The sequence below is a fragment of the Ruegeria sp. BHSA123 genome, from assembly GCF_059613425.1.
On sequence record NZ_JBXWSL010000008.1, the window covers coordinates 67,253 to 82,329 of the forward strand.

The window sequence follows — 15,077 nt, forward strand, 5'->3', positions numbered from 1 at the left end:
CAGCGCGACGGAATCGGAGGGTCGGATGAGTATGGAAATGCAGGTCTCCACACCAGAGACTAAGGGCTTCATAACCAGCTATCTTGAGGCACTGGTCCTGGTGGAGCGTCTGCACCGGTTGTTGCTGGATGTCATCAAGGACGAGTTTGAGCGCGTCGGCGTATTGGAAATCAATGCGGTTCAGGCGTTATTGCTGTTCAATATCGGTGATCACGAAGTTACGGCAGGCGAACTGAAAAGCCGTGGGTACTACCAGGGCAGCAATGTCAGCTATAACCTCAAGAAACTGGTTGAGATGGGTTATATGCACCACCAAAGATGCGAGATTGATCGCCGTTCGGTTCGCGTACGCCTGACGCCGCAGGGCAGAGAAATCCGCAATATCGTGTCCAAGCTGTTTGCACGTCACGCCGAAGGCCTGCAAGGCAGGGGGGTGCTTGGGCTTGAAGGCATTGAGGATATCACAAGTTCGCTGCGTCGCGTTGAACGGTACTGGACGGATCAGATACGGTATATCTATTGATCAGTGGCGGGCGTCAGACAGGACAAGGCTGTCCAGCTCACGAAGGAGTTTGCGGGTCATGGTCTCTTCATATGCCTCAAAGCCCAGCGCCACTTCTACGAACGCGTTTGGCCCCAAAATGACCCAGGCCGAATAATAGGCTGAAAGTTCACCGACCTGAACATATCTCCGATCACCTTCTTTCGGATCGTCGGCACCGATCACCAGCCCGTTAATTGTGATCCCATCATGTCGCAAACTGGCTTTCACATCCCGTGGATGTGGTCCGAGATTATGTTTGCCATCGCCGGACAGATCCAGCGTACGGCGCCAGCATCCCCTTTGCTGATCAAGCAGGGAAGAGCCAAATAACATGGCCGACCCTAACGCCGTTCCTTGCGGCGCTGCGCTGCGCGAGGTTCGGATTAAGCGATCACTGATTGCGATCAGGTCGGCGGGGGACCGTACTTCTGTCCACTTCAGCAGCATCCGTTCATGTCCCCGCTCGCTCCATTCGAAAATCGCCAGACGCAAGGAGGTTGCGCCGTCCGACAACATCAGTTGGCCAACTTCGGGGCGGCTCAGGGCCGCCGCCAGCCCGTCCAGTTGCAGCCTGTATTCCCGGCTGTCGACCGAACCCGACACATCCAGACCTAGCGCAAGGGCCTGGCGGCATTCGCCAAAGGCAGGTCCTGATATCAGGCAAGCCAGAAAGACGATCACCTGACGTATCATGGGCCTTCATTCCGTAATGCACCGATTTGCAGACCGCTCAGTTCCCGTTTCAGTTTCTTTCGCATGACGCGCTCGAAATCTTCAAACCCGGTGGCAATTTCCAAAAAGGCGCCGGGCCCGTGCAGGACGTTATTTTCGAAGAAAGGGATCAGGAACAGCTCTCCCTCGAAATCGGCTGCGTTGATCACAAGCCCATTCACGACAGTGTTTTGAAAGGGAAAGTGCCGATAGGCGATCTGCGGCCCATAGCCATCGTTGTTCGTGCCGTCGCCGGACAGGTCAATGGTTTGAAACAAGCATTGCGGCGCTTGCTCCATAAGGGTTGCACCGTATGCCAACGCATAGCCCATAGCTGTTGCTGATCCGCTGTCAGATCGGACGGATTGGCTGACCTGGCTGGATGCGAACAGCAGATCACCAACATCATTGATCATTGTCCAGTTCAGGACGACATTTTGGGTTGAGCGGCCACTCCACTCATATACCGCCAGGGCAACCGGCATCGGTGAAGAAAAGAAGGCCTCTTGCACTTCGGGCGCAATCAATGCGGCGGCTAACCCCTGCCGTTGTAACACATCTTCGGCCTCATCGACTGAAACGGAAATATCCATCGCCAAGGCCAGCGCCAAGCGGCATTGCTCGGCCTTGACAGGGCTGGCCTGAACGACCAGCCCAATTGCTATCAGCCAACGGATCACCAGTGACCACTGCTCTCCATGCTGGTCCAGGGTTCGGCTGGTTCCAGTGCTTCGCCATTCTGCAAAAGCTCAACCGAGATATTGTCGGGCGATCGAACAAAAGCCATGCGACCATCCCTTGGCGGGCGATTGATCGTAACACCGTTGTTCTGAAGATGTTGGCAAACCTCGTAGATATTGTCGACACCGTAGGCCAGATGGCCGAAGTGACGGCTGTCGGCGGGCAACTCGTCATCACCGTCCCAATTGTACGTCAGCTCAATCGGGGCGTCTTCCTGTCCCGGAGGAGCCATGAAGATCAGAGAAAATCGCCCGGCTTCACTGTCATACCGACGTGTTTCTTTCAGACCCAGAAGCTCGTAAAATGCCATGGATTTTTCCAGATCCTTCACGCGGACCATGGTGTGAAGATATTTCAACGCCATTTCGGCCATCCTTTTTCGACTCACATTGCCAAGAGCTTAGCGCTCCGCCTCGACGTGTCGATAGAGCCCTCAGCAGCAATTTGTTTTTTGCGTCCGCTGCGGCATATATCGCGGTTCCTGTGCCGCGATCGGCGATATATAGTAGGAGGCGACTCATTGCCAGAAAGGAAGATTCGATGCCGCTGTCCCCTGATCAACAGGCCGAGATCGACGCGCAACGCGCGCAATCGCATCCCACGCGTCGAGTTGTCTCGGCGGGAATGGAAGACCACCTGTACACAGCGCATCAGGTTTTGGATCATGGCTTTGTCCGCGTGATCGACTATATGGGTGACGATGCCGCCATCTGTCAGGCTGCGCGCGTTTCATACGGCACAGGCACCAAATCCGTTCAGAATGACGAGGGGCTGATCAGGTATCTGATGCGGCACTGGCATTCGACGCCATTCGAAATGTGCGAAGTCAAATTGCATGTGAAATTGCCGGTGTTTGTGGCGCGGCAGTGGATCCGGCACCGGACCGCCAATGTGAATGAATACTCGGCACGGTATTCAATTCTGGATCGCGAGTTCTATATCCCCGCCCCTGAACATGTGGCAGCACAGTCCGAAGTGAACAATCAGGGCCGTGGGGCAACGTTGGAAGGTGAAGAGGCCGCGCGCGTATTGGAAACCCTCAAGGCGGACAGCACGCGGTGCTATGACAACTACGAGTCCATGATCAGTCAGGACGGGCAACAGGGGCTTGCCCGTGAACTGGCCCGCATGAACCTACCCGCAAACGTTTATACGCAGTGGTATTGGAAGGTGGACCTGCATAATCTGTTCCACTTCCTGCGCCTGCGTGCCGACCCACATGCTCAGTATGAGATCCGCGTTTATGCCGAGGCGATGTGCAAGATCGTCGCTGATTGGGTGCCGTTTGCGTATAAGGCGTTCGAGGATTATCGGCTGGGTGCGGTAAACCTGTCTGCCCAGATGGTCGAAAGCCTGCAACGAATGCTGGCAGGAGAGGCGGTCACGCAGGAAAACTCGGGGATGACGGCGCGCGAATGGCGTGAGTTCGAGGCGATCATTCGCAGATAGAACCGACAAGCTGCATAGCTTTTGTCTATACGTGTCGTCATGGAATTGTTACATTGGTTCCATGGCCCGCTTTTTGAACCTTGCTCTGTTATGTCTGGTTTTTGGTTTTGCCCTACCTGTGCGAACCAAATCCCCATAGCTGAGGTTCTGTGCGAACTGGCGCCCCGGCTGCACCAGAAACTGGAAAGTCAGTTCGGCGCGTGGCATCGGGTGTTCGCGGGCCGGAACAGGTTATGGAAGTCTGGGCAAGTCAGCGCGGGGACTGGACAATGGTTGTCACCTACGCGACAGGCACATCTTGCATCGTGGCTACGGGCGAAAACTGGAATAACCACGCCGACGCCAAGCCCGCGCGAGGGTAATGGAACGAAACCGGTGGGGGATGGATAACGGCCGGAAATTGGCCGTCATCCTTAATGATCTACCGCGTGTTTAGCGGGAAGTCGTTACAGTGGTTTCAAATCAGCTGCCATTTGGCGGCCGTCGCGTCCGTCCTGCAACTCGTACGAAACTTTTTGGTTGTCTGCGAGTCCGGTGAGGCCGGACCGTTCTACGGCCGAGATATGTACAAACACATCTTTGCCCCCTTCGTCAGGGGCAATAAATCCATAGCCTTTGGTGGTATTGAACCATTTCACGGTGCCGGTTGGCATGTCCCGTGTCTCCTTCTACTTACGCATTGTCCCACAAATTGGTGGGGGCTGTGGTCAGCGTCACCACACAAAAAAACTGCGTAGCGTATGCTGAACAGTCCAATTCGTGCGTTTCGCCTTTTTCAACATTGCACGGTGAAGTAAAAAATCAAGAATAACCGCAAGAAACGGGCAAGATTGCCTAAAAAGGAAGCAAGGGCAGGAGCGTCAAAGACATGCAGCTTTATGGATTGAAAAACTGTGACACCTGTCGCAAGGCATTGAAATCACTTCCAGACGCCAAGTTTTTTGACGTACGCAGCGACGGTGTGCCGGATTCGGTGCTGTCACGGGCCTTTGCTGAGTTCGGCAATGACTTGCTTAATACCAGATCGACGACATGGCGCGGATTGGACGAAACCCAGCGTGCCAAGGCCCCTTTGGAGCTTTTGAGAGAGCATCCGGCCCTGATGAAACGCCCACTGATCGAAGCGGATGGCAGGCTGTTGTTGGGCTGGACGGCTGAAACCCGTGCTCAGCTTGGCATTTCTTGAACGAGTGCCTATCTGCCTGAAAGCAACAATGAGGATTTTCAATGCGTAATGCCGCAATGTTATTGGGTGTAATCGCCGGGTTGATCGGCATGATCGTCGGGTTCTTCGGCTATGCGAAGGTGGTCGTGGTTGACCATGTCGGTGAAATTGAAGGCATGCTAAGCCAGGTCGACAATCCTGATCTGGTGCAAGCCATTTCGATTATCGCGCCCCTCTTGGCAATCGCGGGCGGGGCCATGGCGCCAGCGCGCGCGTTGATTGCCGGGGTCTTGTTGCTGGTGTCGGCGGCCGCGATGTACTACGCGTTCGGCTTTGGTGTTTTCACCATGTTCCCGATCACATTTGCTGCTGTCGCCGGGGTACTTGGGCTGGCCGCAGGAAAACCGGACCAGCCCAAGGCGCATTTCTAAGTTACTTAAGGCGCAGGATCCGGTCGAGTGAGATCGGACCTGCGCCGTTGACGACGATCACCAGCATCAGGAAGGTCCACATCGTGCGCTGATCCATCAGGGACGGGGCCGCGTCGAACAGGCTGCCCAGTTTCACGCCATGTCCGGTGACGTCGACAAGGGTCTGCACCCAGATAAAACCGATCATGCCCAAAGCCGCCAGACGCGAGAATAGTCCAACCAGAAGTAGCGTCGGAAGCACAAATTCGGCAACCGTTCCCATGAAGATGACGATGCGTTGGAAGAACGTCATTTGGGACACGTCATACAGAACAGCTTCTGCCGCTTTGGGGAAAATCTGACCAAAGGCACCTGCCGAAGGCGAAAAGATCGATCCGTCGATCTTCAGCATGGCCGAGTTCCAGTAATAGACCAGAAGAACCGCAACAAAGACCAGCCGTGCCAGCGTAGGGGTCAACCAGCCAGACGCAAAGTCCAGTTTTCCCATGGTGTTATTGTAGGTTGAGATCAGAGCAGTCATGTCTTGGGCCTTTCGATAGTCACAGAGGTTATTGCACCACCCTTCAGAAGCAGTGCCAGAGTGGTTCCAAGATCAAATTCAGGCAGTTCAGCAGTCGTTTTTTCAAATGCCCCGCCGATTGTGTCGCCGTTCTGCATATAGGCGATCCAGTCTGCACCACCCGCTGGAAGCGGATTGGGTGTCGGGTCGAACTCGGCGCGCGTGATCAACACATCCTCGGCCCGTGCATCTGGTTTCGGGGCATCGGCTTCCATGTTGAAGCGCCAGATAGCGTGAATGGGCCAGTCCGAGCGGATCACCTGCATGGCCGGTGCAAACTGCAACCGGGCCTGCATGACCTGCTCGGGCTCGACCGCTAAAACGTCTGCCGGCGCAGGTTCGCTGTCGGCGGCGTGGTAGGACTTGCGCAAGGCAATCTCTAACCGGGCCACGTCGGGCAGGTATCCGAGATGGGCAAGTTGGGGCATTCCGGCCAGAAAATCAGGAAACGCCTCGCCATAAAACATCATCAGAGGAGAGGAGGGCGGGTGTTGACGCAGGAAAATCCCGGCCAGCCCATCCATGTTCTGCGCCCCTAGCAATTTGGCAATCACGGGAAACGCCTGATGCATCGCCTCGGTCAGCGACACCGCAACATTGTTGCGGTACACGCTGAACCGGCGACCGGCGGGGCGCGCGCCACCGTCCAGCAATCCGCCGGGAACGGGCGCTGACGCATCCATCATGGCCGCGCGGAATTCAGATTGCGAAACACTCATACCGGTATCCGGTCCAGTGCGGATTGCGCGCGAACGGCCTCATCTCGCAGAACGGGCCAATCCGGCACATCAGTGTCCCATTCGATCAGAATGGGTTTTGGCCCCGAACGCTCCAGCACATAATCCAGCAGGGTCCACACCGGGTCGACCACTTCTCGTCCGTGACTGTCGATCAGCAGCGGATGACCGTGATCGTCTTCATCCTCATCATGGCCGCCAAGGTGGATTTCCGACACTTTTTCAAGCGGATAGGCGTCAATATAACTTTGCGGCGAGAATTCCAGATTGGTGGCCGAGACAAAGACATTGTTTACGTCCAGCAACAAGCCGCAACCGGTGCGCCTGGCAATCTCCCTCAGGAAATCAGGTTCGGACCAGGTGCTTTCCTCGAAGGCCAGATAGCTGGACGGGTTTTCCAGCAGCATCTGGCGCCCGACCGTGTGCTGGACCTGGTCGATATGTTCACAAACCCGCGCAAGAGTTTCGTCGGTATAGGGAAGGGGCAGCAGGTCGTTGTAAAAATGGCTGTCATGGGTGGACCAGGCCAAATGTTCGGAAAAGCTTGCAGGGTTCAGCCAGCCTACCAGGTGTTTTAGCCGGGCCAGATGATCAGGGTCCAGCGCGCCTTCACCGCCAATGGAAAGGCCAACGCCATGGACCGAGATCGGGAACTTTTCGGAGAGGTGGCGCAGCTGCGCCAAGGGCCGCCCGCCGTCGCCCATATAGTTCTCGGCATGGATTTCCAGCCATGCAACAGGCTGTGCGTGTTCAAGTATCTGAGCAAAATGTTGCGGTTTGTAACCTACGCCCGGCGCTGCAGGCAGGCGGTTTGACCGGTGGGTGTCATCCAACATGGGCCAGTTCCTCGATCACGAAAGGGAAAGGGCGGGCGATGGAGCCCGCCCCTTGAAATCGTCAGGCCAATCTTATGCCGGCAGGTCGCGTTCCAGCGCTTCCAGCGAACCTTTGCGCGGTGTGCCGTTTGCTTCTGCTGGCAGTTCGATGTCGGCGCAAGTGCCTGCGTCAACCAGGGTCCATGCGTTGCCCTGATAATCAACGGTCGAGGTGCCCGCGCATGTGGTTCCGGGACCTGCGGCGCAGTCGTTCTGGCCGGCCAGCGATACACCGTAGCACTTTTCTTTTGCCTGTGCGCTTGCTGTGGTTGCGGCACCAGACACGGCGGCTGCGACTGCGGTTGCGATAACCAGGGATTTAGCTGTTTTCGACATCTCGGTAATCCTCTTGATGACTGGGTATGTCTGCTTGTGACAATGACAAAGGTAGTGGCTTGATGGGCAGAGTTGAATTCACGAGCCCGTGTCTCACAAGCGCGTCATGGGGCGGCCTGCCCCCTTGCAGCGTAATACACTGTTTTTGATGAAGAAAGGGTGAAATGTTACAATCCGACCCCATAGGAGGGGTCGGATTTTTTTGGATATGGTGCTGTTTGTTACAGCAGATCTGGCGGGGTGGCGGCGCGTGCCAGCTCTTTTGTTACAACATCAAGCGGTTGTACCTGAGTCTGTTTTTCACCCAGTCGCCGCACGCTTACGGTGCGCTCGTCAACTTCGCGGTGACCGACGGCCAGAATTACAGGTACTTTGCCGACCGAATGCTCACGGACCTTGTAGTTTATCTTTTCATTGCGGATGTCAGCCTCGGCCCGCACACCTGCCGCGCGCAGGGTTTCGACCACTTTGGCGACATAGTCGTCCGCGTCGGACGTGATGGACGCGACGACGACCTGACGCGGGGCCAGCCAGAACGGCAATTTGCCTGCGTGTTCCTCGATCAGGATACCGATAAAGCGTTCGAAGGATCCCAGCGTGGCGCGATGCAACATGACGGGGCGGTGTTTGGCCCCGTCGGCGCCGATATAGGTGGCGTCCAGCCGTTCGGGCAGAACGAAATCGACCTGGAAGGTGCCGCATTGCCAGTCACGCCCGATGGCGTCCGTCAGAACGAATTCCAGTTTCGGACCATAGAATGCACCTTCGCCCGGGTTCAGTTCCGGTTCGATCCCGGCGGCACGGGTGGCGGACAAAAGTGCCGCTTCTGCCTTGTCCCATACCTCGTCCGATCCGGCGCGGGTTTCGGGGCGGTCAGAGAATTTCACCGAAAAATCCTCGAATCCCAGATCCTTGTAAATCACGCTGAGGAAACGGATGAATTCGGCGGTCTCCGCCTCGATCTGTTCTTCGGTTGAAAAGATATGGGCGTCGTCCTGCGTGAACCCGCGCACCCGCATGATGCCATGCAATGCACCAGAGGGTTCGTAACGGTTACACGATCCGAACTCGGCCATGCGCAGCGGCAGGTCGCGATAGGATTTCAGGCCTTGCTTGAAAATCTCGACATGGCAGGGGCAGTTCATCGGTTTGAGCGCGTTGACGGCCTTTTCGCGGGCATGTTCCTCGTCGACTTCGACGATGAACATGTTTTCCTGATATTTGTCCCAGTGGCCTGATCGTTCCCACAGTTTGCGGTCAACGACCTGCGGCGTGTTCACCTCGACATACCCACCCTTGCGCTGCTGACGGCGCATGTAGTCCTGCAACTGGGTGTAGATGGTCCAGCCATTGGGGTGCCAGAAAATCTGACCGGGGGCTTCTTCCTGCATGTGAAACAGGTCCATCTCGCGGCCTAGTTTGCGGTGGTCGCGCTTTGCGGCCTCTTCCAGCATATGAAGGTGGTCTTTCAGTTTTTCCTTGCCGGTGAAGGCCACGCCGTAGATGCGTTGCAGCATCGCGCGGTTGCTGTCGCCGCGCCAATAGGCACCGGCGATGGACATCAGCTTGAACGCATCACCGGGAACCTGACCGGTATGTTGCAGATGCGGACCGCGGCACAAATCCTGCCAGTGGCCGTGCCAGTACATGCGCAACGGCTCGTCCCCGGGAATGGCTTCGATCAGCTCAACCTTGTAGGGCTCGTTATTGGCCTTGTAGAACTCGATGGCCCGCTCGCGATCCCAAACCTCGGTGGTGACAGGATCGCGCTTGTTGATGATCTCTTTCATCTTTTTCTCGATGAGGCCAAGATCTTCGGGCGTGAACGGTTCTTCCCGGTCGAAGTCATAATACCAGCCGTTTTCGATAACGGGGCCGATGGTGACCTTGGTCGCAGGCCAGATTTCCTGCACAGCGCGGGCCATGATGTGGGCCAGATCGTGGCGGATCAGTTCGTTGGCCTGCGCGTCATCCTTCATGGTGTGGATGGCAATCTGTGCATCGGCTTCGATAGGCCATTGCAGGTCCCAGTGTTTGCCGTCAACGGTGGCCGAGATGGCCTTTTTGGCCAGCGAACTTGAAATATCGGCAGCCACCTGCGCGGGCGTAACCCCTGCGTCATAGGAACGTGCATTGCCATCTGGGAAAGTGAGAGAGACGGATTTTGAATCCAGGGCCATTTCGGCTCTCCTCGTCGGTTTGGCGCCCACTGAACGCCCGGTTGCGGGTTATTTGCGTCTGGCTGATGTGGCAGGTGCAGCAATTCCTGTCAAGGGTCGCAGGGTACGGTCACTGACGCCACGACACCCCGAATTCGGGAATTGCGACCAACGGGCTGCCGTGCATGATGTTCCCCAAAGCATAAGAGGGTTTCATGGCGGCGACGGATTTTCTGGAAACAGCACAAGGGCGAAAACTGGCCTATCACAAAACCGAAGGCTCAGGGCCGACCCTGGTTTTTCTGGGTGGGCTTATGTCGGATATGGAAGGTACCAAGGCAGTCCATCTGGAAGCTTGGGCGCAGGCGCGGGGGCGGGCCTTTTTGCGGTTTGATTATTCCGGTCATGGCGAAAGCTCTGGCGCGTTCAAGGATGGCTGCATTGGGGATTGGCATGAGGACACTGTCGCTGCGGTCGATGCCTTGACCAAGGGGCCGCTGATCGTTGTCGGCTCGTCCATGGGGGGGTGGCAGGCGCTTTTGCTGGCCAAGGCCCTGCCGGACCAGATTGCAGGTATGGTCACGATCGCCGCCGCGCCGGATTTCACGGAAGATGGCTATTGGGCATCCTTCACCGATGACCAGAAAGCCGCCCTGGAAACTGTCGGGCATGTCGAGTTGCCGTCCGATTACATGGAACCTTACATCGTCACCAAACGGATGATCGAAGATGGGCGGCAGCGCCTTGTACTGCGCGACACGTTGAACCTGCCGTTCAAGGTTCGTTTCCTACAGGGAACAGCGGATACAGCCGTTTCGACTGAAACGGCCGTTAGGTTGCTGGACCACGCAACAGGGCCGGACATGCAGCTTCTTTTGGTCAAGGATGCCGATCACAGGTTCTCGGATGATGCATGTCTTGGCTTGATCGAGGCGGCGGTTCTGGATGTGTTGGGAGACGCGTGATGCGGCGTTTGGGATGGCTTCTGGGGCGCTTGTTCCTTGCGTTTATTGTCATCGGCGGCCTTATCTACTGGTTTGGTCCGCGCGAAGAGGTGAACCTGAGCCCAAGCTTTGATCCGCGCAAGTTCGGTGAGGGCGTACAGGTTTATTTCGAAAGCACCGAAGCCGCGTTTGACGATATCGTTCCGGGTGTCGAAAAACGAGTGATCTGGCAGGATGGCTTTAACGAACGGCGCACCCCGTATTCCGTTCTTTACATCCATGGCTTTTCAGCAAGTTCCGAGGAAATCCGGCCAGTGCCGGACCTTGTGGCAGACGCGCTGGGGGCCAATCTGGTTTACACACGCCTGCAAGGTCATGGGCGAACCGGATCAGCCATGGCGGAAGGCACTGCCTCGGGCTGGATGCAGGACACCGCCGAGGGATTGGCGGCCGCGCGTGCTGTTGGGGACAAGGTGATCGTAATCTCAACTTCGACCGGTGCGACGCTTGCAGCCGCCGCCGCTTTGGATGCCAGCCTCAGCGAAGATGTTGTCGGCATGGTCTTTGTCTCTCCGAATTTCGGGGTCAACACGGCCGCGGCATGGATTCCCACTTTGCCATGGGCGAGGGATTGGTTACCGGTCCTGATGGGGGACGAACGCGATGTATCGGGGCCAGACCCGGAAAAGAACAAATATTGGTCTACGGTCTATCCGTGGGAATCGGTCGTGCCGATGTCCGTTCTGGTCGAAAAAGTCTATGCGCTGGATTTCTCGAACGCCCTGGTGCCCGTGCTGTTCTGGTTCTCGGACAACGATCAGGTGGTGCGCCCTGACCGCACACACGAGGTCGCCGAAGCGTGGGGTGCGCCAGCATCCGTCAAACTGGTGACAATGGGTCCCGAGGATGATCCGTCATCTCATGTTATTGCCGGTCGCCTGATGTCGCCAGGGCAGACCGACGCGGCTGTGGCCGGTATCCTGGATTGGTTAAAAGGGCTGGGGGTGGAATGATGGCGGCCTCGGGTCGCGGTAAGATGCGTAAGCCGGGCAGTATGTGGAGCCTTGAGACCTTAGGGCGCGTTCGTCTGTCCCGGTATTTCTTCATGCGCGATTTCCTCTATTCCGAGATCGGGAACTTTCACCAAAAACAGAACATTCCAGACAATCCGGATCTGGCTATCGAGACAGGACGTGCGTTCTGTGAAACTCTGCTGGACCCGCTGGAAGAGACCTTTGGCAGGATCGCTGTGCGCTCGGGCTATCGCTCACCGTCGCTAAACAGGTTTGGCAATGAAAACAAACTGAACTGTGCCCGAAATGATCACCCGTTGGAATGCCACATCTGGGATCGTGGAGCCGGGGACGAGCGGATTGCCGGGGCGTCTGTTGTTGTCCCCTGGTTCGCGGATCAGTATGCGCAGGGCCGGGATTGGCGCGATCTGGCATGGTGGATGCATGATCACCTGGATTATTCCGAGATCTGGTTCTTTCCGAAACTCTGCGCTTTCAATCTGGTGTGGCGCCCTAAACCGCAGCGCCGGATTGACAGCTATATTGCGCCACGCGGATGCCTGCTGAAACCCGGCGCTGAGCCCGAGGAAAGTGCCGCTTCACGACGGTCCCGCTATGCGGACTTTCCAGCTTTTCGGGCAATCGCCTATCCGTGACGTTCCGCTTGTTTGAATGTGATAAACTCTCAACCTGACTGCAAACCCAAGGGCTCGGGAAACCGAGCGTATGGAGGCCCCGCGTGATCGAGCCGCTGGTACTGCTACCTGGACTGATGTGCGATGCCCGACTGTATCGCCCTCAGATCGAGGTGTTTTCGCAGACGCGACCCGTAACCGTTGCGCCGCTCTCAGCAGGTGAGCGTATCGAAGAGATCGCCTCGGGTCTGCTGGACCAGCTTCCACATCGGTTTGCACTGGCTGGATTAAGCATGGGTGGTGTGGTGGCGTTAGAGCTGATCCGCCGAGCACCGGAACGTGTGTCGCGCCTGTGCCTGATGGCAACTGATGCGCAGGCGGACACGCCTCAAATGGCGGCCAGTCGCGAAGACCTGATCATTGGCGCGCAAGGTGGCCGGTTGGAGGAGGTCATGCGGAAACTTGTAAGTTCCGACGCGCTGGCACCGGGCCCGCAGCGTATTCCCATCCTGAACGGTTTGCTGGCAATGGCGCAGGATTTGGGTGCTGAAACTTTCGTGCGTCAGATGCGTGCCCTGCAACGCCGCCCGGATCAACAGGCCGCGTTGCGTCGCATCAAGGTGCCCACGTTGGTTCTGTGTGGTGCGCATGACACTTTGACGCCGGTCAAACAGCATTCTTTCATGGCAGAACTCATTCCCGGAGCGGAACTGCTGGTTATTGAAAAGTCCGGTCACTTGCCGACCCTCGAGACGCCCGACATCGTCAATGAGGCACTGCAAACCTGGTTGGACGCCCAGAAACGGTTTGATTACTGGTAAAGCATCGCGCGTTCGGTCTTTGAAATGACAGTTGGCGTCACCACGGGTTTACCGGTTTCTCGATCGAAAAACGGTGTGTTCTTCCATCGCCCGGACAGGCGCGATCCGACGGCCCTGCGCAACAGGCCAAAAATGGCGGGGCCGGGATTTTCGTGCTTTTGCTTTCCGTCCGGTCGGGGAACAAACCCGCGTGTCGTGACGGGTCCTAGCGCCGAAGCACCACCCGCAACCCGGCCGACGATAACGCCAGCAAACGGGAGTTTCGCGGTTTTGGGCGTTGCCGCCAAAGGTGCGCTACAGCAACTGGCGTACCAACGCAGCATGCCCTTGGGGCTGAGTTGCATCGCCGCAAGATACTGACTTCCTGTGCTGATTTCGATCTCATCCGGTGCGATCTGAAAAATCCCGACAGGTCCGGGTGCGGGGTCCGGTTGCTTGAAATACAGTTGAGCGGCTCGGCAATCATTGCAGAAACACTCAACATGTGTGCCTTGCCTAACACCGCGGGTTGAAATACGTCCCTGCAAGTTGCCGCATAGACAGGAAAAGGCGAGGCCATTTTGCGCTGACCCGCTCATGTCGGTTAGGCTACCTTGTTGGAGTTGGCCGCGCGACGGTTTGGTTTTCGCGCGTTTTCGTTCATGAAATCAATCACAAGAGGGCGAATGTTGTCGCGCCAGCTGCGGCCTGCGAAGATACCATAGTGACCAGCACCGGGTTCGACGTGGCTTGCCTTTTTGCTGTCCGGCAGGCCGGTGCACAAATCCAGCGCGGCAATACACTGGCCGGGTGCGGAGATGTCATCATTTGCACCTTCGACAGTCTTCACCGCAACATCGGTAATCTTACTGATGTCCACCTTGTGACCCGCGACCACGAACTCGTTTCTCGCAATCTCTCGATTTTTGAAGACCCGCTCGACCGTCGAAAGATAGAACTCGGCTGTCATGTCCATCACGGCCAGGTATTCGTCATAGAAACGGTTATGGGCATCCTGGTCCGAGGCCTCGTCCCGCATGACGCGCTGGATCTGGTCGGAAAACGCTTTGGAGTGACGATCTGCGTTCATGGACATGAACGAGGCCAATTGCAGCAGACCCGGATAGACCATACGTCCAACGCCCTTGTACTTGAAGCCAACACGCTGGATCATTGTTTCTTCCAACTGGCCCATGGTGACGCGACGACCGAAGTCTGTCACATCGGTCGGCGTTGCGTCCGGGTCGACGGGGCCACCTATTAGCGTCAGGGTGCTTGGTTGAGCTTTGGGTTCAATCTCGGCCAGGTATGCCGTTGCGGCCAAGGTCAGAGGCGCAGGCTGGCAAACGGCAACAACATGGGTGTCCGGTCCAAGCTCTTTCATAAAATCTACAAGGTAGAGCGTGTAGTCTTCGACATCGAATTTACCTGCAGACACAGGGATATCGCGCGCATTATGCCAATCGGTGATGTAGACTTCGCAATTGACCAGAAGGCTTTTGACTGTCGACCGCAGCAACGTTGCATAGTGACCGGACATCGGGGCAACCAACAGCACTTTGCGCGGTTGTTCTTTTCGGCCATTGATGCGGAAATGTACCAGATCACCAAAAGGGCGTTCCAGAACGGTCGTGATTTCAACCAGATGATCCTTGCCATCTTCGCAGGTGAACGTGCGAATACCCCAATCGGGCTTTGCAACCATCCGCTGGAACGTACGCTCGGTCACTTCACCCCAGGCGGCCATCCAGTTGAATGCGGGGTTCGGCACCATGGAAAACATCGGATAAGACGCCATCGCGCTGGCGGTTGCACCAAGCCACTGGTTGGTGTTTCGCGCAGTTTCCATCAGGTCGTAGGTCATCATGTAGCGCATAAATGGGGCCTCCTGAGTGTCAGCCTGAGAGTTCGGACCATTCGTCGCTTTGCCCCCCAGCACCCACGACGTTATTCTGCATAGCAGCGAGGTTAGGGGGGA

At 56.8% G+C, this 15,077-nt stretch carries 20 protein-coding genes; 9 read left to right on the forward strand and 11 right to left on the reverse strand.

From position 1 onward, the window contains the following. The first annotated feature begins 25 nt into the window (after positions 1-25). Positions 26-523 (forward strand): MarR family winged helix-turn-helix transcriptional regulator, encoded by a 498-nt coding sequence (locus tag AC2FNC_RS06540; RefSeq protein WP_480546524.1) that lies wholly within the window; start codon positions 26-28, stop codon positions 521-523. Here AC2FNC_RS06540 and AC2FNC_RS06545 read toward each other — a convergent pair whose 3' ends face one another. Genes AC2FNC_RS06545 through AC2FNC_RS06555 form a run of 3 tightly spaced genes read right to left on the reverse strand, consistent with a single transcriptional unit; the run spans position 524 to position 2,360 of the window. After that, entirely contained in the window at positions 524-1,237 is a 714-nt protein-coding gene (locus tag AC2FNC_RS06545; protein ID WP_496714846.1) for a DUF1194 domain-containing protein, read from the reverse strand. Beyond that, positions 1,234-1,935 carry a DUF1194 domain-containing protein gene (locus AC2FNC_RS06550; protein WP_496714847.1) on the reverse strand — a complete coding sequence of 234 codons (702 nt, stop codon included), beginning with the start codon at positions 1,933-1,935 and terminating at the stop codon, positions 1,234-1,236. The genes AC2FNC_RS06545 and AC2FNC_RS06550 overlap by 4 nt, the downstream gene beginning before the upstream one ends. Beyond that, complete coding sequence (locus AC2FNC_RS06555) at positions 1,932-2,360, reverse strand: VOC family protein (RefSeq protein ID WP_480473466.1); 429 nt, start codon at positions 2,358-2,360, stop codon at positions 1,932-1,934. Before AC2FNC_RS06555 ends, AC2FNC_RS06550 begins: the two co-directional genes overlap by 4 nt. A gap of 176 nt (positions 2,361-2,536) precedes the next feature. On the opposite strand from AC2FNC_RS06555, the gene thyX reads away from it, so the two are divergent. Beyond that, positions 2,537-3,445, forward strand: coding sequence for an FAD-dependent thymidylate synthase (gene thyX / locus AC2FNC_RS06560; RefSeq protein ID WP_480473465.1), 909 nt, complete (start codon positions 2,537-2,539; stop codon positions 3,443-3,445). 233 nt (positions 3,446-3,678) lie between these two features. Next, entirely contained in the window at positions 3,679-3,807 is a 129-nt protein-coding gene (locus AC2FNC_RS06565) for a hypothetical protein (RefSeq protein ID WP_480492915.1), read from the forward strand. A gap of 84 nt (positions 3,808-3,891) precedes the next feature. Here the strand turns inward: AC2FNC_RS06565 and AC2FNC_RS06570 are convergent, their stop codons facing one another. Then, positions 3,892-4,098 carry a cold-shock protein gene (locus AC2FNC_RS06570; RefSeq protein WP_008758035.1) on the reverse strand — a complete coding sequence of 69 codons (207 nt, stop codon included), beginning with the start codon at positions 4,096-4,098 and terminating at the stop codon, positions 3,892-3,894. Positions 4,099-4,313: 215 nt separating this feature from the next. On the opposite strand from AC2FNC_RS06570, the gene AC2FNC_RS06575 reads away from it, so the two are divergent. Together AC2FNC_RS06575 and AC2FNC_RS06580 are read left to right on the forward strand one after the other, a co-directional pair. Further along, on the forward strand, positions 4,314-4,631 hold the full coding sequence (locus AC2FNC_RS06575; RefSeq protein WP_480473464.1) for an ArsC/Spx/MgsR family protein: 318 nt from the start codon (positions 4,314-4,316) through the stop codon (positions 4,629-4,631). Between the two features lie 41 nt (positions 4,632-4,672). Beyond that, positions 4,673-5,041: a hypothetical protein gene (locus AC2FNC_RS06580; RefSeq protein ID WP_480473463.1), complete on the forward strand. Its 369-nt coding sequence runs from the start codon at positions 4,673-4,675 to the stop codon at positions 5,039-5,041. Between the two features lies 1 nt (position 5,042). Here AC2FNC_RS06580 and AC2FNC_RS06585 read toward each other — a convergent pair whose 3' ends face one another. From AC2FNC_RS06585 to thrS, 5 genes are all read right to left on the reverse strand, one after another. Further along, positions 5,043-5,561: a DoxX family protein gene (locus tag AC2FNC_RS06585; RefSeq protein ID WP_480473462.1), complete on the reverse strand. Its 519-nt coding sequence runs from the start codon at positions 5,559-5,561 to the stop codon at positions 5,043-5,045. Further along, positions 5,558-6,319: an HvfC/BufC family peptide modification chaperone gene (locus AC2FNC_RS06590; protein WP_480473461.1), complete on the reverse strand. Its 762-nt coding sequence runs from the start codon at positions 6,317-6,319 to the stop codon at positions 5,558-5,560. Before AC2FNC_RS06590 ends, AC2FNC_RS06585 begins: the two co-directional genes overlap by 4 nt. Continuing rightward, positions 6,316-7,173: an MNIO family bufferin maturase gene (gene bufB / locus AC2FNC_RS06595; RefSeq protein WP_480492916.1), complete on the reverse strand. Its 858-nt coding sequence runs from the start codon at positions 7,171-7,173 to the stop codon at positions 6,316-6,318. Before bufB ends, AC2FNC_RS06590 begins: the two co-directional genes overlap by 4 nt. Before the next feature lie 72 nt (positions 7,174-7,245). Then, positions 7,246-7,548, reverse strand: a complete 303-nt coding sequence (locus tag AC2FNC_RS06600) for a BufA1 family periplasmic bufferin-type metallophore (RefSeq protein ID WP_267365389.1) — start codon at positions 7,546-7,548, stop codon at positions 7,246-7,248. A gap of 221 nt (positions 7,549-7,769) precedes the next feature. Further along, positions 7,770-9,728: a threonine--tRNA ligase gene (gene thrS, locus AC2FNC_RS06605; RefSeq protein WP_480473459.1), complete on the reverse strand. Its 1,959-nt coding sequence runs from the start codon at positions 9,726-9,728 to the stop codon at positions 7,770-7,772. Positions 9,729-9,922: 194 nt separating this feature from the next. On the opposite strand from thrS, the gene AC2FNC_RS06610 reads away from it, so the two are divergent. The 4 genes from AC2FNC_RS06610 (at position 9,923) to AC2FNC_RS06625 (ending at position 13,120) form a co-directional block, all read left to right on the forward strand. Continuing rightward, complete coding sequence (locus AC2FNC_RS06610; protein ID WP_480553824.1) at positions 9,923-10,672, forward strand: alpha/beta hydrolase; 750 nt, start codon at positions 9,923-9,925, stop codon at positions 10,670-10,672. Beyond that, entirely contained in the window at positions 10,672-11,664 is a 993-nt protein-coding gene (locus AC2FNC_RS06615) for an alpha/beta hydrolase (RefSeq protein WP_496714848.1), read from the forward strand. Before AC2FNC_RS06610 ends, AC2FNC_RS06615 begins: the two co-directional genes overlap by 1 nt. 41 nt (positions 11,665-11,705) lie before the next feature. Next, entirely contained in the window at positions 11,706-12,320 is a 615-nt protein-coding gene (locus AC2FNC_RS06620) for a hypothetical protein (RefSeq protein WP_496714872.1), read from the forward strand. Positions 12,321-12,403: 83 nt separating this feature from the next. Next, the gene (locus tag AC2FNC_RS06625; RefSeq protein WP_480603155.1) at positions 12,404-13,120 is read left to right on the forward strand and encodes an alpha/beta fold hydrolase; all 717 of its coding nucleotides are present in this window, start codon (positions 12,404-12,406) and stop codon (positions 13,118-13,120) included. On the opposite strand, the gene AC2FNC_RS06630 is transcribed toward AC2FNC_RS06625, so the two are convergent. Together AC2FNC_RS06630 and phaZ are read right to left on the reverse strand one after the other, a co-directional pair. Then, a complete protein-coding gene (locus AC2FNC_RS06630) occupies positions 13,111-13,698 on the reverse strand; it encodes a DUF6151 family protein (RefSeq protein ID WP_496714849.1) in 588 nt (195 codons plus the stop codon). The two genes, AC2FNC_RS06625 and AC2FNC_RS06630, sit on opposite strands and share 10 nt — an antisense overlap. Positions 13,699-13,703: 5 nt before the next feature. Beyond that, entirely contained in the window at positions 13,704-14,975 is a 1,272-nt protein-coding gene (phaZ, locus tag AC2FNC_RS06635; RefSeq protein WP_480553820.1) for a polyhydroxyalkanoate depolymerase, read from the reverse strand. Positions 14,976-15,077: the final 102 nt, after the last annotated feature.

Bases quoted from the DNA above. Each gene is read 5' to 3' on its own strand.
- AC2FNC_RS06575 (WP_480473464.1), top strand. From the start codon at position 4,314: ATGCAGCTTTATGGATTGAAAAACTGTGACACCTGTCGCAAGGCATTG.
- AC2FNC_RS06615 (WP_496714848.1), top strand. From the start codon at position 10,672: ATGCGGCGTTTGGGATGGCTTCTGGGGCGCTTGTTCCTTGCGTTTATT.
- bufB (WP_480492916.1), bottom strand. From the start codon at position 7,173: ATGTTGGATGACACCCACCGGTCAAACCGCCTGCCTGCAGCGCCGGGC.
- AC2FNC_RS06540 (WP_480546524.1), top strand. From the start codon at position 26: ATGAGTATGGAAATGCAGGTCTCCACACCAGAGACTAAGGGCTTCATA.
- AC2FNC_RS06620 (WP_496714872.1), top strand. From the start codon at position 11,706: ATGTGGAGCCTTGAGACCTTAGGGCGCGTTCGTCTGTCCCGGTATTTC.
- AC2FNC_RS06565 (WP_480492915.1), top strand. From the start codon at position 3,679: ATGGAAGTCTGGGCAAGTCAGCGCGGGGACTGGACAATGGTTGTCACC.
- AC2FNC_RS06610 (WP_480553824.1), top strand. From the start codon at position 9,923: ATGGCGGCGACGGATTTTCTGGAAACAGCACAAGGGCGAAAACTGGCC.
- AC2FNC_RS06585 (WP_480473462.1), bottom strand. From the start codon at position 5,561: ATGACTGCTCTGATCTCAACCTACAATAACACCATGGGAAAACTGGAC.
- AC2FNC_RS06555 (WP_480473466.1), bottom strand. From the start codon at position 2,360: ATGGCGTTGAAATATCTTCACACCATGGTCCGCGTGAAGGATCTGGAA.
- thyX (WP_480473465.1), top strand. From the start codon at position 2,537: ATGCCGCTGTCCCCTGATCAACAGGCCGAGATCGACGCGCAACGCGCG.
- AC2FNC_RS06570 (WP_008758035.1), bottom strand. From the start codon at position 4,098: ATGCCAACCGGCACCGTGAAATGGTTCAATACCACCAAAGGCTATGGA.
- AC2FNC_RS06545 (WP_496714846.1), bottom strand. From the start codon at position 1,237: ATGATACGTCAGGTGATCGTCTTTCTGGCTTGCCTGATATCAGGACCT.
- phaZ (WP_480553820.1), bottom strand. From the start codon at position 14,975: ATGCGCTACATGATGACCTACGACCTGATGGAAACTGCGCGAAACACC.
- AC2FNC_RS06630 (WP_496714849.1), bottom strand. From the start codon at position 13,698: ATGAGCGGGTCAGCGCAAAATGGCCTCGCCTTTTCCTGTCTATGCGGC.
- thrS (WP_480473459.1), bottom strand. From the start codon at position 9,728: ATGGCCCTGGATTCAAAATCCGTCTCTCTCACTTTCCCAGATGGCAAT.
- AC2FNC_RS06600 (WP_267365389.1), bottom strand. From the start codon at position 7,548: ATGTCGAAAACAGCTAAATCCCTGGTTATCGCAACCGCAGTCGCAGCC.
- AC2FNC_RS06580 (WP_480473463.1), top strand. From the start codon at position 4,673: ATGCGTAATGCCGCAATGTTATTGGGTGTAATCGCCGGGTTGATCGGC.
- AC2FNC_RS06590 (WP_480473461.1), bottom strand. From the start codon at position 6,319: ATGAGTGTTTCGCAATCTGAATTCCGCGCGGCCATGATGGATGCGTCA.